13 protein-coding genes are annotated in these 16840 nt (G+C 44.0%); 12 read left to right on the forward strand and 1 reads right to left on the reverse strand.

Going from position 1 to position 16840, the window contains the following annotated elements; all coding sequences use genetic code 11:
- Positions 1 to 17: 17 nt before the first annotated feature.
- From ruvX to ACPEIW_RS02300, 12 genes are all read left to right on the forward strand, one after another.
- Positions 18 to 548 carry a Holliday junction resolvase RuvX gene (gene ruvX / locus ACPEIW_RS02245; protein WP_425664131.1) on the forward strand — a complete coding sequence of 177 codons (531 nt, stop codon included), beginning with the start codon at positions 18 to 20 and terminating at the stop codon, positions 546 to 548.
- Entirely contained in the window at positions 541 to 1698 is a 1158-nt protein-coding gene (gene mltG / locus ACPEIW_RS02250; protein WP_425664133.1) for an endolytic transglycosylase MltG, read from the forward strand. The genes ruvX and mltG overlap by 8 nt, the downstream gene beginning before the upstream one ends.
- A 412-nt stretch (positions 1699 to 2110) precedes the next feature.
- On the forward strand, positions 2111 to 2560 hold the full coding sequence (locus tag ACPEIW_RS02255) for a peptidase A24 (protein WP_425664379.1): 450 nt from the start codon (positions 2111 to 2113) through the stop codon (positions 2558 to 2560).
- Positions 2561 to 3399: 839 nt separating this feature from the next.
- A complete protein-coding gene (gene aroC / locus ACPEIW_RS02260; protein ID WP_425664135.1) occupies positions 3400 to 4587 on the forward strand; it encodes a chorismate synthase in 1188 nt (395 codons plus the stop codon).
- A complete protein-coding gene (locus ACPEIW_RS02265) occupies positions 4584 to 6287 on the forward strand; it encodes a bifunctional shikimate kinase/3-dehydroquinate synthase (RefSeq protein ID WP_425664137.1) in 1704 nt (567 codons plus the stop codon). Before aroC ends, ACPEIW_RS02265 begins: the two co-directional genes overlap by 4 nt.
- Before the next feature lie 81 nt (positions 6288 to 6368).
- On the forward strand, positions 6369 to 6851 hold the full coding sequence (gene aroQ / locus ACPEIW_RS02270) for a type II 3-dehydroquinate dehydratase (protein WP_032839729.1): 483 nt from the start codon (positions 6369 to 6371) through the stop codon (positions 6849 to 6851).
- The gene (locus ACPEIW_RS02275) at positions 6844 to 8511 is read left to right on the forward strand and encodes a CTP synthase (RefSeq protein ID WP_415704514.1); all 1668 of its coding nucleotides are present in this window, start codon (positions 6844 to 6846) and stop codon (positions 8509 to 8511) included. The genes aroQ and ACPEIW_RS02275 overlap by 8 nt, the downstream gene beginning before the upstream one ends.
- 539 nt (positions 8512 to 9050) lie before the next feature.
- Complete coding sequence (locus ACPEIW_RS02280; protein ID WP_116438285.1) at positions 9051 to 10682, forward strand: peptide ABC transporter substrate-binding protein; 1632 nt, start codon at positions 9051 to 9053, stop codon at positions 10680 to 10682.
- Between the two features lie 232 nt (positions 10683 to 10914).
- Entirely contained in the window at positions 10915 to 11841 is a 927-nt protein-coding gene (locus tag ACPEIW_RS02285) for an ABC transporter permease (protein WP_016636289.1), read from the forward strand.
- A 12-nt stretch (positions 11842 to 11853) separates the two neighbouring features.
- On the forward strand, positions 11854 to 12843 hold the full coding sequence (locus tag ACPEIW_RS02290) for an ABC transporter permease (protein ID WP_004574651.1): 990 nt from the start codon (positions 11854 to 11856) through the stop codon (positions 12841 to 12843).
- 23 nt (positions 12844 to 12866) lie between these two features.
- Positions 12867 to 14894, forward strand: a complete 2028-nt coding sequence (locus tag ACPEIW_RS02295; protein WP_346284344.1) for an ABC transporter ATP-binding protein — start codon at positions 12867 to 12869, stop codon at positions 14892 to 14894.
- 159 nt (positions 14895 to 15053) lie between these two features.
- Positions 15054 to 16538 carry a sensor histidine kinase gene (locus ACPEIW_RS02300; protein ID WP_004574649.1) on the forward strand — a complete coding sequence of 495 codons (1485 nt, stop codon included), beginning with the start codon at positions 15054 to 15056 and terminating at the stop codon, positions 16536 to 16538.
- Between the two features lie 9 nt (positions 16539 to 16547).
- On the opposite strand, the gene ACPEIW_RS02305 is transcribed toward ACPEIW_RS02300, so the two are convergent.
- Positions 16548 to 16820, reverse strand: coding sequence for a WhiB family transcriptional regulator (locus tag ACPEIW_RS02305; protein WP_016636286.1), 273 nt, complete (start codon positions 16818 to 16820; stop codon positions 16548 to 16550).
- Between the last annotated feature and the right edge of the window lie 20 nt (positions 16821 to 16840).

Consider the following 16840-nt stretch of genomic DNA (forward strand, 5'->3'; position numbering starts at 1 on the left):
TAAGTTAGAGTTTTCGTATGATTTGGCTTGGCGTTGATTTAGGAGATGCCAGGGTTGGACTTTCTAAGTCCGACCCTGAGCTGACTTTTGCGCACCCAATCGGTAATATTCAAGCTTATGGCGACTCATTTAATGCGATTGAAGACGTTATTAACGTTATAGAAGACAATAGTGTGAGCCGAGTCGTAGTTGGTTTGCCTTTGCAATTAGACGGATCCGAAGGAAAGTCTGCCAAAAAAGCTCGCAGATGGGGTGCTAATTTAGCCAAACGCATTAAATCGCTTTTTGATTATGGCGATTGGTCGCTTGATTTTATTCCAGAAGTCGTTTTTAATGACGAGCGACTAACAACAGTTACTGCCCATAGGCAATTGTTAGATGCTGATTTTTCTACTAAAAAGCATAGGCCAATGGTTGATCAGCAATCGGCAGTGTTAATTTTGCAATCTGCGATTGACGATTACAGAAATGCTTGCAAAAATGTAAAAAGTGATTCGCAAAGTGATTCGCAAAGTGACTACATCAGAAAGGAAGCGTTTAATGAGTGAGAATATAGACGATTTTTTCAATCAAAACGCTAAATGGAGTCACAATTCCACCAATCCTCCTGTTCCACCAAAATCGCGAAAAGCAAGAACTGCGCGTAAAAATCGCAAAAGTAAAAGAAATCGTATAGTTGCATTCATTCTTGCACTAGTTTTTGCATTGCTATTTGTTGTTGGATACGGCTTATATCGCGTTGCGGTTTATGTAAGAAACAATAGTCAGTCGTCAATAATGGAAGACTGGCCAGGCCCTGGAAGTGGTTTCGTTGAATTTACGATTGAACCAGGTCAAGGATCTGTAGAAGTGGGAAATAACCTTGTTAAGGCGCAGGTTGTAAAGTCGCAATCCACTTTTTCTAATATTGTTGCAGCAAATAACAAGATTTTGTACCCAGGAATTTACGCGCTTAAAAAACACATGAATTCAATGGACGTAGTGGAAATTCTTTCCGACCAAAGCAAGGCTGGTGGATTCTTAGACGTTAAAGCAGGGGAGCGCGCAACGGAGATTATTCGCAAGGCTGCACAAATCTCGGGAATTGACATTGCTCAATTTAACGCGATTCAAAAAGCAGACGGCGAGGGGATTTTGCCACCAGAAGCGGGCGGAAGCTTTGAAGGATGGTTGGAGCCTGGAGTTTATAACGTAAAAGCTATTAAGTCAGCCAGCAAGATACTTGCAAAAATGGTAGATAAGCGCGTTAAAAAGCTTGATTCTCTGGGCGTTCCTAGGGGTGATTTGCGTCAAAAAGTTCTTAAAATTGCTTCCATTGCAGAAGCAGAAGTCAATAATCGCGAATACTACGGCAAAGTTTCGCGCGTAATCTTAAATCGTTTAGCTAAAGACATGCCTTTGGGAATGGACACTACGGTTGCATACGGCATTGGAATTAAGGCGATTAACCTTACGCAATCGCAGCTAGACGATGCAAGCAACCCGTACAACACTAGGATTCACAAGGGGCTGCCTCCTACTCCTATAAGTATTCCTGGAGATAATGCGATTTTGGCGGCGCTTAATCCTGCAAATGGGTCGTGGATTTATTTTGTTACTACTAACTTAAAGACTGGCGAAACTAAGTTTGCGGATAACTACGACGATTTCTTAAAGATTCGCGATGAGTATAAGCGTTCCAACGAAAACGCTAACTAAGCTTTGGTATAAAGTGCTTCTCTTTTTGGTGTTGCGCGATTCTCCTATTTACTGTTGAGCGAGGTTTGATTATTTCTCTCCTCGCAAATCCCGTCGCTACGCTCCTCTTTTATTGCTCGTAGAGAAATACATCAAACCTTCTGAATGTCTAGAACAATTGTGTATATTTCATCACCGAGATTCTCGATTTTTCTTCTTCATTCGATGAATCACCACCTTCGGCGCTGAGGTTCATCTCATTCAGTGCGAAAAATCTCGAATCTCTACCTTACTTTGCGCAATCTGCATAACTACAAAAGCCTTTAACCACATTGAGCAAAATTTGTTGCGTTCGCAGTTTTTGCGCATTTAGCATAATCAAATGAGTCAGTTTATTATCGCGTGCTTATTTGCAACGCCAACGCTTATATGCATGATTGCAGTGTGCGTAACGGATTTAACAAGCCGCGTTGTTCCTAGACTTTGGGTTGTACTAGCTGCTTTTGCGCAATCTGCAGCGAACCTTATTTTTTCGCTTATTGCTTTTCATAATGTTAATTTTCTTTTGCGCGGCTGGCTTTGCGCAGTAACAGTTTTTGCATTCTACGTTTTGGTGCAAAAACTTTGCGTGCGCGGAGCACTTGGATTTGGTGATGTTACATGCGCTTCTATGATTGCTCAAGCTTTGGCGCTATTTGGATTCACCTGCATAATCTACTGGTTTGCATTAGTTGGAATATTTGGATTAATTTGGATTTTAGTGTGGAAAATCTGCTCTAGAGTCTGCTTGCGATTTTTCCGCGTCAAATCTAAAAAAGAGCAAAATAAAATCCCGTTCGTGCCCGTCTTAGCTGTATCTGCGCTCATCGCTGTTATGCTTTGAACTTTTGCTGCAATTCTATAGTGATAAGTAAGGTAGAGATTCGAGATTTTTCGCAGCGAATGAGATGTTTCGTTCGCGCGGTCTAAGCGCGCTATTCCTCGCGGCTATTAGTAGCCGCTCGGCTGATTTGGCATGTAAAGTCCACTGGACTTTACATTTGAGCCAAATCACGCTTTGAAGGAGCTTGAAATGCGTTATGCAATTTCAAGCTCAGTCAAAGCGCTCATGCAAGTCGATTCGCAGCATGAAATGGTGATTCGCTGAAGCAGCAAGAAAAATCGAGAATCTCAGGCGACTAGCGATACGCAATTGTTCAAGCATGCAAGAGGGCTGGGTGATTCTTGGTCGAACAGTATAAGAGCGGCAGCCGATACCCAAAAAAACAATGACACACGCCTACAAACAAACTTAAACCAAAAATAAAATCAAAGCCAAATCGGAACAACCGCAACAACAATCAACACGTAAGAGGCGGAGCGTTGTGCGAATCGACGACTTCGAGCTGCATAATGCGCGAGAAGTCACTTCGACTCGTTGAGCCGCTTAAATGTAAAGTCCAGTGGACTTTACATGCGGCGAAGGCGTGAGCGCGCTGTAACGCGCGAACGCAGAAACACCCAGCCCTCCTACACACCAAATAGGAAGCCGCGCAAATTCCAATTAATGATAGTGGTTTATGGAGAAATTAGTGGCTTTTGAAGTTGGTTTGGGATTATGGGCAATACTGAGTGGTTAGTAGAATAAAGAATTTAGAATCGAATACTGATTTAGAATAGTGTGCATTACAAAGTACAAGATTTATAGCAACAAATATAACGCACAACGCGATTGGAGAAGGCATGCTTAGATGGCAAACGGCAGGGGAGTCGCATGGTGAAGCGCTGGTGGCAATGATTGAAGGCGTGCCGGCAGGAGTTAAGATTACTAGCGCAGACATTGTTTCTGCTCTTGCACGCAGGCGGCTTGGGTACGGTCGCGGCGCGAGAATGAAGTTTGAGCAAGACAAAGTGCGTTTGCTTACAGGTGTTCGCCACGGTGTTACTCTTGGGTCTCCAATTGCAATCGAAATAGCAAATAGTGAGTGGCCAAAGTGGGTTGAAGTGATGAGCGCAGATCCGCTAGACCATGATTTGCCAAAAGAAGGCCGCAACGCGCCGCTTTCTAGGCCTCGTCCAGGGCATGCGGATTTAACAGGCATGCGTAAATACGGTTTTAGCGACGCGCGCGAGGTTTTGGAGCGTTCGAGTGCCAGGGAAACAGCTTCCCGTGTGGCTTTAGGCGCTGTAGCTGATGCGTTTTTGCAGCAGGCGTTGGGTGTGCGCACAGTTGCGCACGTTATTGGGATAGGCGGCGAATATGTAAGCAAAAGTTTATCCCTGCCAACACCAGATGATATTGAGGCGTTGGATGCTTCGCCAGTTCGTACTCTAGATAAAGATGCCGAAGCGCGAATGATGGCTCGCATTGATGAAGCAAAAGCCAATGCGGATACACTTGGCGGTGTTGTAGAGATTTTGGCATATGGAATGCCTGCTGGAGTTGGAACGTATGTTGAGTCGGATCGCCGATTGGATGCGGCGTTGGCGGCTGCGCTTATGGGAATTCAGGCCATTAAAGGCGTGGAAATTGGAGACGGTTTTGAAGAAGCAAATCGCCCTGGCTCGGCTGCTCACGACGAAATCGTAACAGGTGAAGATGGCAACATTGCGCGCCTTAGCAATCGTGCTGGTGGCATTGAAGGCGGAATGTCAAATGGAGAGACAATTCGCGTGCGCGCTGCAATGAAGCCGATTCCGTCCATTCCGCGTGCTTTGCGAACGGTAGATGTGCTTACTGGCCAGCCAGCGCAGGCAATTAATCAGCGCTCCGATTTTACGGCAGTTCCAGCCGCTTCTGTAGTTGCAGAGGCAATGGTTCGATTAACGCTTGCAAAGTATGCGTTAGAAAAGTTTGGTGGAGATTCGCTAGAAGAAACTGCTAGGAATGCTAAGAGTTACGTTCAATCTTGGAAAGAGCATATGAGATGAGCGAAGAATCTTTGCAAAGTCCCACTCACGGTGTGCCTAAATACAAAATGCCATTAGCTGTTATAATCGGCATGCCTGCAGCTGGAAAAACGCGTGTTGGCAAGGAATTAGCGCATATTTTGAATGTTCCTTTTATAGATACAGACGATTTAATTGAGCAAAAAATCAATATGCCGATTAGCCAATATTTTAAGGATTTTGGCGAAGAGTCTTTTAGAGATATTGAAGCTCAAATTGTTAAAGATGCTATTTTTGCAGATTCTGAGCAATCCGCCCCAATAATCGCCCTCGGCGGCGGCTCCCCAATGCGCCCACAAACGCAAGAAGTCTTAAAAAAATATACAAAACTCGGTGGCCGCGTTGTTTACTTGCAAGTGGATCCAAACGATGCAATTGAGCGCGTAAGCTGGAATTCAAATCGCCCTATGCTAAGCGGCAAAGACGGAGCAAAACGGTGGTTGGATTTGTTTGCTAGAAGAGACCCCGTGTTTTGTAAAGTAGCGAATTTGCACGCTCGCGTTTACGGATTAACGCCAAAACCTGCCGCAAGAAAGCTGAAAGATATGATTATGCAACGAATTGTGCACGTAAGTGGCAAAGATATTGAAGACTATAATGTTCATATTGGCGCTGGTGCTATGAGTCTTTTGCCGCAAATGCTTGGAAAAGAGCCTGTTCGAGTAGCTTTGATTCACACTCAGCCTGTTCAAAGGCATAGCGATAAAGCAAGAACTATTTTGCGCGCTGCTGGCTACGATGTTTTCGACATTCTTATTCCAGACGCAGAGGCTGGCAAAACCGTTAAGGTTGCTGATTTTGTATGGTCGCATCTTGCAAATGCTGGTTTTACGCGTTCGGATGCGATTGTTGGCTTGGGTGGTGGAGCAGCCACAGATTTGGCTGGATTTGTTGCATCTACTTGGATGCGCGGAATCCGTTACGTAAATTGCCCAACTTCGCTTCTTGCTATGGTAGATGCTTCGACTGGCGGAAAAACTGGCGTAAATACTGCGTTTGGCAAGAATTTGGTCGGTAGTTTTTACACGCCTGCAGGCGTTTTGGCAGATACTTGTGCGTTTTCTACTCTTCCTAACGATATTTTTGTTGAAGGCTTAGGAGAGGTTGCAAAATCAGGGTTTATTGGCGATTCTAGCATCCTAAAAATTCTGGAAAATCCGCAAAATGCTAGCAAGTTGCGCACTCTTGATGGCTCTTCTGTTTTAAGCGATTCACATTTGAACAATATGGTTTGCGATTTAATAGAAAAAAGCGTGCGCGTTAAGGCATATCATGTTTCTAACGACTTAAAAGAGCAAGGTTTGCGCGAGTTTTTGAACTACGGCCACACTCTTGGGCATGCAATTGAGCAAATCGAGCATTTTTCTTGGCGTCACGGAAACGCTGTTGCTGTTGGAATGGTTTTTGTGGCGGAGCTTGCGCAAAATTTGGGCTATTTAAGTCCAGAAGACGTTGTGTATCATCGTTCGCTTCTAAAATCACTTGGATTGCCAATATCTTGGAATGGTGGCGGCAATAATGACGATGCTTTTGCTAAGGTTCTTGACTTAATGCATAAAGATAAAAAAGCTAGAGGCAACACTTTGCGATTTGTTGTTTTAGACGGGATTGGAAACCCGATTCACTTAGATAATCCGCCGCTGGAGGCGATTCGCGAAGCGTTTAATAAGATTAGAGGCTAGAAAATGGTAGATGCAGAAATGGTAGATGCAGAAAATCGAGAAAATCAAGAAAATCGAGAAAATCAAGAAAATGTGATAAATATGCGCAAAGTTTTGGTAGTAAATGGCCCAAATTTGGGGCGATTAGGCGTTCGCCAGCCAGACGTTTATGGCAATCAAGATTTTGAAGCACTGTGCTCGCTTTGCAAAAAGTGGGCGCAAGAGCTTAATTTGCAAGTAGAAGTGCGTCAAAGTGACGACGAAGCGCAAATGGTGCACTGGATGCATGAAGCTGCTGATACGCATACTCCTGTTGTCATGAATCCTGCTGCTTTTACACACTACAGTTATGCGCTCGCGGATGCTGCTCACATGGTTTTGGATGCTGGAGTGCCGCTAGTGGAAGTGCATATTTCTAATCCTTCTGCGCGCGATGCTTTTCGTAAAATTAGCGTTATTAGCGCTGTTGCAACTGGAACTATTACAGGCATGGGTTTATATGGCTACAAGCTTGCACTAGAAGCTGTTGCTCATTGTGTAACACCCGAGTCGAGGCTCGAAGATACTATGGAGTTCCATGGTTAGAAGAAAACATGGTAACTCTCAGGAGCATATTACAAAGCATATTTTTGTTACTGGTGGCGTTGTTTCGTCCCTCGGAAAAGGTCTTACTGCATCGTCTTTAGGTAGGCTTTTGCGCAGCCGCGGTCTTCACGTTTTGCAACAAAAACTTGATCCTTACATCAATGTTGACCCAGGCACAATGAACCCATTCCAACATGGTGAGGTTTACGTTACAGAAGATGGCGCAGAAACAGATCTTGATATTGGTCACTACGAGCGATTCCTTGATGTTTTCTTAAGTCAAAAAGCAAATGTTACAACTGGCCAGATTTATCAATCCGTGCTTAGAAAAGAGCGCGCTGGCGAGTATTTGGGTCAGTGCGTGCAAGTTATTCCACACATTACTGGCGAAATTAAATCGCGTATGCGTGCGCAAGCTAGCGACGATGTAGACGTTATTATTACGGAAATCGGCGGTACTGTTGGAGATATTGAGTCGCAGCCATTCTTGGAGGCTGCTCGCGAAGTTCGCCGCGATTTAGGTCCAGAAAATTGCATGTTTGTGCACGTTTCCTTGGTGCCTTATATTGCTGCAGCTCACGAGTTGAAGACTAAGCCAACTCAACATTCCGTAATGATGCTTCGCTCTCTTGGTATTTCTCCAGACGCGCTTGTTTTGCGTTCGGATCGCCCTCTTAATCAAGGCATTAAAGACAAGATTTCGCTTATGTGCGATGTTGATGCAGAAGGCGTTGTGAATTGCGTGGATGCTCCAAGCATTTACGATGTTCCAAAGATTTTGTTCAACGAGGGCTTGGATGCTTACGTTGTGCGCGAGCTTGAGCTTCCATTCCACGATGTTGATTGGAACGAGTGGGAAGATTTGCTTGAGCGCGTTCATCATCCAAAGCATGAGCTAAACATTGCAATCGTTGGGAAGTACATTGATTTACCAGATGCGTATCTTTCCGTTACGGAGGCCATTAAGGCTGGCGGTTTTGCAAACTGGGCTAAGGTAAACGTGCGATGGGTTGCTGCCGACAAGTGCGAAACTCAAGAAGGTGCTGCTGCAGCTCTCGACCAAATGGACGGCATGGTTATTCCAGGCGGCTTCGGCATTCGTGGTATTGAAGGTAAGATTGGCGCTCTTCGTTACGCTCGCGAGCATGGCTTGCCAACGCTTGGCCTTTGCCTTGGATTGCAATCTATGGTTATTGAGTATGCTCGTCACGTGCTTGGACTTGAAGATGCTAATTCCACAGAGTTCGAGAAGGATTGTGGAGATCCAGTAATCGCAACTATGGAAGAGCAAAAAGATATTGTTGCTGGCAAGGGAGATATGGGTCACACAATGCGACTCGGTTCTTATCCTGCAACTCTTGAAGAAGGCTCTATTGTTGCTGAGCTTTACGGTTCTACGCATGTTACCGAGCGTCATCGTCACCGTTACGAAGTTAACGTTGCATATAAAGATCGCTTGCGCGAAGCTGGCTTGCGTATTAGCGGCCAAAGCCCAGATGGTAATTTGACTGAGTTTGTGGAGCTTCCTAAGAATGTTCACCCATTCTATGTTGCAACTCAAGCTCATCCAGAGTTTAAGTCTCGTCCAACTAAGCCTCATCCTTTGTTTGCTGGATTAGTGGCGGCTGCTCTTGAGCATCAAACAAATAACGCTAAGTGATTTAATCAAACTAGTTGACTAGATTCGATTAGCTATTTGACTTAAATTATTAAGTGGTGTAAACTCGTGATTTTGGGTGCGATTTTACACCACTTTTTATTTTGATTAGTACTTAATCATCTTGTTGCATATTTTGCATCGTTTAACATGATTGTTACATATTCCAGATGCAAATTTACATTTTTGTAATATCACTGCAGATGTAAAAGACTTGGCAAAATATCGCATAGAATACGATTTAATCTAATATTTTTCTATTAGAATAGTTGTTTTTACGATTTATAGGCAAAATAACAGTAAATTTTACATTTAGACTTTGAGCTTGCGTTGTTTAATAAAATCCGTATGATTGAATTTTAATCAACGAAGAGGCCTCCTTATTGGCTTTGCAAAGAATCCATCTGGCAATAAATACTAGGTGGATTTTATTTATTAAGCCTATAGAGCCTGTAAAGCGTAAAGGCTTTGCAAAGCTTGTAATGAGACTTTTTCGTGATAATTAATGGAATCCTGCCATACCCAACGTTAGGAGAAAACATATGAAGAATAAGGCATTACTTTTTGCCGCAGCCGCGTGCTCGGTTGCTATGCTGCTCGGTGGATGCGGTTCTTCTGCCTCGAAGACCGCTCAAACAAATGGTGGCAAGGTTGTTATTACCGTAAACGACTCCGAGCCTCAGAACGAGCTTGTTCCAGGAAACATTAACGAGAATGCTGGTGCTCGTCCTGCTGTATTGGTCAACTCCACGTTGGTCACTTTTGATGAAAAGGGCAACACGGTAAACGAAGATGCCGAGAGCGTAACTCCAAACGCCGATGCAACCCAATACACCGTTAAGCTTAAAAAAGATAAGAAGTTCAGCGATGGCACTCCAATCACCGCAGAAAGCTTTACTAAGGCTTGGAGCTTTGTAGCAAATGCTAAGAATGCTCAGAAGTGCTCTTCCTTCTTCCAGACCATTAAGGGTTACGAAGACTTGCAGAAGAATGATACTAAGGGCGACGAGCAGCTTTCTGGCTTAAAGGTTGTAGATAAGTACACCTTTACTGTTGATTTGAACCAGCCAGATTCTGTGTTTGCCATTAAGGTTGGTTACCTTGCATTCGCTCCTCTTCCAGAATCCTTCTACAAGAATCCAAAGGCTTATGGCGAAAAGCCAGTTTCTTCTGGTCCATACCTGTTTAAGTCTTGGGATCACAACAAGCAGATTGAAGTTGTAAAGAACCCAGATTATGATGGTCCACGTAAGGCTCAGAATGATGGCGTTACCTTTAAGATTTACACCGACGGCACCGCTGCTTACCGCGATGTTCAGTCTGGCAATCTTGATATGACCGACAACATTCCAGATACCGAGACCAAGACTTTCCAAAAGGATACTACTGTTAAGGCATACAACCGTCCAGGTTCTGTAATCCAGCAGTTTGGTATTCCTGCATCCTTGCCACACTTCGATGTAACTACCGAAGAAGGCCGCTTGCGTCGTCAAGCTGTTTCTATGGCAATCGACCGCGAAACCATCATCAAGAAGGTTCTTAACAACACTGCATCTCCTGCAAACGAGTTCACTTCTCCTTTGACTCCAGGCTACAAGGCAGATCTTAAGGGACATGAAAATCTTAAGTTTAATGCCGCAAAGGCTAAGGAACTTTGGGCAAAGGCAGATAAGATCTCTAAGTATGATGGTCCTCTTACCTTTACTTACAACGCCGATGGCAACGCTAAGTCTGTGTTCGACGCAGTTGTAAACTCCATTAAGAATCATCTTGGAATCAATGCCGAAACCACTCCAGTTCCAACATTCCAAGAGTTCCGTAACGCATGCGAACAGCGTCAGGTTAAGGGTGCATGGCGTGCAGGCTGGATGCCAGATTACCCAAGTCCAGAAAATTACTTGACTCAGGAATTTGCTTCCGTTGCTGCGGATGGCAATGGTTCCAACGAAGCTGATTACAAGAATCCTAAGTTCGATGCTTTGCTTAAGAAGGCTTCTTCTTCTCAGCCAGCTGAGGCAACTAAGCTTTATCAGCAGGCTAACGAGATTCTTCTTGAGGATCTTCCATACGTCCCACTGTTCTACTCGAACGCCAAGGCTGTTATGGTTCCAAGCTTGAAGGGCTTTGTAATGGATTGGCAGAATATGCCACTTTACTACAAGCTCCACAAGTAAAGATCAAAATCAAGTAGCTATTAAAATCAAGTAGCTATTAAAAAATAAATCATAATTAAATAGCATGTAAAAACGTGCTGCTGCCTTCGAATGGCGAATAAAATTACAAAATTCTATCCGCTGTTCGAGGCAGCACTTTGTGTTTTTACTTAGGTTGGGTTAAATCAATATGCAAGCCACAAGTTGGGTGTGTGCTATGCGAATTTTTAAGTAAATATATAAGGAGAAACCAATGGGTAAATATGTTCTGCGCCGCGTTTTGCAGATGATTCCTGTGGTTCTCGGCACAACATTGTTGGTATACGCTTTGGTGTTTGCTTTGCCTGGAGATCCAGTAAAAGCAATGTTTGGCGATAAGCCAATTAACCATGCTGTAGAAGCGCAAATTCGTGCCGAGTATAACTTGGATAAGCCATTTATTATTCAATATTTGTTGTTCTTAAAGAATGCGCTTACTCTTGATTTTGGTCATACTTTTGCTGGCCAGCCAGTAATTGACGAGATTGGCCGCGCATTCCCTGTAACCATTAAGCTTGCGTTGATGGCGTTCGCTTTTGAAGCCTTGTTCGGCGTAGCTTTCGGTATAATCTCTGGCTTAAAGAAAGGAAAGTGGTACGACAGTGTAATCCTGGTTGTATCACTCCTTCTTATTTCTGTGCCAACATTTGTTACTGGCTTTATTGGCCAATATTTGTTTGGTGTTAAGTGGCATATTATGCCTGTTACTGCAAGCAATGATCCTGGATTCTACGATCTTCTTCTTCCTGCAATAGTTCTTGGATCTGTTTCAATGGCATATATTATTCGACTTACAAGGTCGGAAATTTCGTCAAACATATCGCTTGATTACGTGCGCACGGCTCGTGCAAAGGGCTTAAAAGAAGGCTCCGTTATTGTTCGACACATTTTGCGTAACTCGCTTATTCCTGTTGTTACATTCTTAGGTCAAGATTTGGGCGCTCTTATGAGCGGCGCAATGATTTCGGAAACAATCTTCAACATTCATGGCGTTGGATTCCTTACATATCAGGGAATTCTAAAGGGAGAAGGAAACCTTGTTGTTTCTATAGTTACGCTTCTTATGTTGATATTTGTAGTCAGCAATCTTCTTGTTGACATGTTGTACGCGGCTCTAGATCCGCGCATTCGCTACGCGTAAGGAGAGCACATTATGGAAGATAATTTGATGGAAGATAATTTGATTACAAATAATGCAAATTACAATACATTGCCAGGTCAGGAACGCTATGTTGCTCCTCTTGACGATACGCCTCTTCAAGAAGTTGATTCTGTAGATGAATCCGCTCCAGCTACAAGCATGTGGGCTGATGCTTGGCGATCTTTGCGCAGAAATCCATTGTTTATTGTTTCTGCAATTTTGATTATTGCGATTATTTTTGTTGCGCTCTTCCCAGGCGCTCTCACAAAGCACAATCCTAATTACTGTGTTTTGGAGCACTCGCTTGAGCCAGCTTCTGCTGCGCATCCGTTTGGATTCGACATGCAAGGATGCGATATTTACGCTCGAGTTGTATATGGAACACGTACATCTTTAAGCGTTGGCTTGCTTGCAACCGCCTTAGTGGTGTTAGTTGGTTCGCTAATTGGAGCTTTGGCTGGATTCTTTGGAGGATGGATTGATGCGGTTCTTAGCCGAATCACCGATATTTTCTTGGCTTTGCCAATGCTGCTAGGTGCAATCGTAGTTTTGCAAATGTTCCGCACGTCTAAGTCGATTTGGAAAATCGTGTTTGTTATGGTTCTCTTTGGATGGGTAGGCGTTGCTCGAATCGCAAGAAGTGCTGTTATGGAATCCAAGAATCTTGAATTTAACACAGCATCTACCGCTTTAGGTTCTACTCCAATGCGAAACTTGTTCCAGCACATTATTCCAAACTCGCTGGCTCCAATCATTGTTGTAGGTACAACTTCTCTCGGCTCTTACATTGTTTTGGAAGCAACACTTAGCTTCTTGGGTATTGGTTTGCCAACAACAACAGTTAGCTGGGGTGTAGATATTTCTACCGCTAGAAATGTTCTTACTACAAATCCAGAAGTCTTGTTCTATCCATCCATTGCGCTCGCCATTACCGTGCTCGCCTTTATTATGATGGGCGACGCCGTAAAAGATGCGTTGGATCCAAAGAGCCGTAAGGCGTAAGTTAGCGTGGAGGAATAGTGATTATGAACACAGCAACACGTAAAAATGTAGATACTATTGCAATGCAACGCGAGCAGGGTCCTTTGCTGGAAGTTAAAAATCTTCAAGTTGACTTTACAACGGATTCTAAAAAGGCCGTACACGCTGTTCGCGATGCAAGCTTTAACGTTTACCCAGGTCAGTGGGTTGCAATCGTAGGCGAATCTGGTTCTGGAAAGTCTACTTCTGCAATGGCGGTTCTTGGTTTACTCCCTGGAACAGGTCACGTTACTGGTGGTTCTATTAAGCTTAAAGGTCAAGAAATAAGCAATCTAAAGCCTAAAGATTATGCGGCTTTGCGCGGAACGGCAATGGGATTGGTTCCGCAAGACCCTATGAGTAATTTGAACCCTGTTTGGCGAATTGGAACTCAAGTTAAAGAAGCTCTTCTTGCAAATGGCGTTGATGTTAGCCATGAGAAGCGCTCCGCTTTGGCAGAAGCTTTAGCAGGAGACGCTGTAGAAGTTAAAAGCAACGAAGACGAAATCTTCCTTGGGTCTAAAGAACTGAGCGCATTATTGGACGAAGCAAAGCAAGCTTTGGCGCAGGCTGGTCTTAGCGAGCAAACGAATACCGAAAAGTTTAATGAAGCTATGGAATACTACAAAAAAGAGTGGGTTCCAGGTTCCGAAACTCGTTGGCGCGTTGCAGATGATTTAATCAAGTATGGTGTGAACGACGACAAGGCTTGGGAAATAGCCAAAAAGTATGTTGTTGGTGCAAGCGTTGAAGACCGCATTGCTGGTTTGCTTGATGAAGCTGGTTTGCCAGATGCTGCAACTCGCGCACGTCAGTTCCCACACGAGTTTTCTGGTGGTATGCGTCAGCGCGCGTTAATCGCGATTGGCTTGGCTTGCCGTCCAGATTTGCTTATTGCAGATGAGCCAACTTCCGCACTAGATGTAACTGTGCAAAAGCGTATTCTTGACCATTTGCATACGCTTACAGATTCGCTAGGTACTTCCGTTCTGTTTATTACTCACGATTTAGGTTTGGCTGCAGCTCGTGCTCAGCACGTTGTTGTTATGTATAAGGGTCGCGTTGTTGAGTCTGGTCCATCTTTGGACGTTTTGCAGCACCCACAGCATCCGTACACTAAGCGACTTGTTGCTGCCGCTCCAAGCCTTGCTTCTCAGCGAATCATCTCCGTTAAGGAGCATGGTGGCAACGCGGATAATTTGCTTGAGCATCACGTAGTAGGCGAGCAAACTCTTGAAAAGAGCGAGCATATTATTACAGTCGACCACTTAACTCGCGAGTTTAAGCTTCCGCGCAAGAAGGAACTTTTCAAAGCTGTTGACGATGTTTCGTTCTCTATTAAGCGCGGAACAACGTTGGCAATTGTGGGCGAATCTGGTTCTGGTAAGTCTACTGTTGCAAACATGGTTTTGAGATTACTAAAGCCAACAAGTGGAACTGTTACCTACGAGGGCAAGAATATTGCTGACTTAAAGGGCGCAGATTTGCTTGATTTCCGTCGTCATGTTCAGCCAGTATTCCAAAATCCTTACGGTTCGCTCGACCCAATGTATTCGATTTATCGTTCTATTGAAGAGCCTTTGCGAATCCATAAGATTGGTGATAAAAAGAGTCGCCAGAATCGTGTGCGTGAACTCTTGGACATGGTTCGCATGCCTGCTTCTGTTATGACTCGATTCCCGAACGAGCTTTCTGGCGGTCAGCGTCAGCGCATTGCAATCGCGCGCGCAATGGCATTGGATCCAGACGTAATCGTTTGCGATGAAGCTGTTTCTGCATTAGACGTGCTTGTACAAGATCAGGTTTTGCACTTGCTTAACGATTTGCAAGCAGAGCGCGGATTAAGCTACTTGTTCATCACTCACGATTTGGCAGTGGTTCGTCAGATTGCGGACGAGGTTGTTGTTATGCAGCACGGAAAGCTTGTTGAGCATGCTACAACCGACGAAGTGTTTGATCATCCTCAAAAGGAATATACTCGCGATCTTCTCGACGCAATTCCTGGTGGAAACTTGGAGCTTGGATTGGATTAGTCGTAAGACTCGTATTAGTGCAAGCTATTAGATGTAGATAAAAGTGCAGGAGATAAAACTTCTGCACTTTTGTTTTATATGTACTTGTTTGTTTTATATGTACTTGCGAAACTTTGGAATATTCGCGTGTTTATATTCGCGTGTTTATATTATTAAATCATGGCTGATTTTTCTCATATTCTTGCAACACGTCCAGATTTTGACGAGTCGGATCGCGAATGGTTGCATCACCTTGTAGCAGATTGGCAAGTAATAGCAGATTTAAGTTTTGCAGACTTGCTTTTAGTTATTCAAAATGGCAATGGAGATTACGTTGTAGCAGAACAATGCCGTCCGTCTACAGCAATCACGCTTAGAACCGAAGATTTACTCGGCGTAAAGCTAGATGAATCAATGCATAATGAGCTAGAAGCAGCAATGAGTAAAGAAACAAGTTTCCACTCTTCGGTTTTAAGAACTGTTGGAAGAGCTACTGTTTGCAATGTTTACGCTCCAGTTCGTCACAATGGCAAAACGCTTGGTCTTGTTCTTAGAGAAACAAATCTTGCAACAAGAGAATCAAATGGTAGATACGAGACGGAAAGCATTAATGCTGGCAAAACGTTGTTCGACATGATTGCGCGCGAGCAGTTTCCGTACCACGATTCAATGCTAAATCAGCGCCACAATGCTCGAGTTGCAGATGGTTTTATTATTTTAGAAGAAAGCGGTGTTGTTCGCTATGCTTCTCCAAACGCAATCAGCTGCTTCCGCAGACTTGGCGGATTAAACACTATGCAAGGCGAGTTCTTGTGCGAGTTTGGAGCGCGTCTTCTTCACACAAACGATGTTGTTCCCGAAAGCTTGCCTTTGGTATTAAGCGGTAAAGCAGATGTTGATTGCGAGTTAGAAGTAAATAATTCCGTTGTTTCTATGCGCTCGCTGCCGCTTTATGGTCCTAACGATAGAACTGGTGCAGTTGTTCTTTGCCGAGATGTTACGGAGGTTCTTAGAAGAGAAAAGGAGCTTCAGACTAAGAACGCTACTATTTCCGAGATTCATCATCGCGTTAAGAATAATCTTCAAGCTGTTTCTGCTTTGCTTCGTCTTCAAGCTAGAAAAACTAAGTCGTACGAAGTTAGAAAAGAGCTAGAAGAAGCTCAAAGGCGAGTTCAAACTATTGCTCTTGTTCACGAAGGTTTAAGCCAGACAGCCGATGAGGTTGTTGACTTCGACAAAGTGATTTCTAGCTTGCTTAAAATGACGATTGAACTTGCTTCGCAAAATCAAAATATTACAGTTGATTTTTGTGGTAAATTCGGCAAGCTTGCAGCTCAAGACGCAACGCCTCTTTCTCTTGTTTTAACCGAGCTTGTTACAAATGCTGTTGAGCACGGTTTTGAAGGCATGAGTGAAGGTCATATTAAGATTTCTGTTGGTCGTGGAGGAGACAATCTTAGTATTGTTGTAGAAGACAATGGCGGCGGAATCGAAAGCGAATCCTTGCATGGAATGGCAAAGTCTTCTGGATCTGGATTAGGCACTCAGCTAATCAACACTTTTGTTACTAACGATTTTGGTGGCACTGTTAAGTGGGAATCGCGAAGAGAAGGCGGAACTCGCGTTTTGCTGGATATTAAGCTGCGCGTTCCTGGAGTAGAGTAGTCTATCTAACTAAAATTCAGCGTTTTGATTTCTGCGCGCTCGCATTGCTCTACGCTTTAGCGAGCGCCTTTCATCTTCGCTAAGACCGCCCCAAACGCCGTAATCTTGGCTTGTTTCTAGAGCGCATCTTAAGCAATTGTCGGCAACATTACAAGTTCTGCACACTGCTTTGGCTTCTTCAACTTGCTGATTGGATGAGCTGTTATTTCCTACTGGGAAGAAAAGTTCAGGATCCTTATCTCGGCAAGCTGCTTTTGCACGCCAGTCGAATGCGCTACTCATAAGTAAATAACCTCTTTTTA

The sequence above is a fragment of the Gardnerella piotii genome (genome assembly GCF_049815665.1).
GTDB lineage: Bacteria > Actinomycetota > Actinomycetes > Actinomycetales > Bifidobacteriaceae > Bifidobacterium > Bifidobacterium piotii.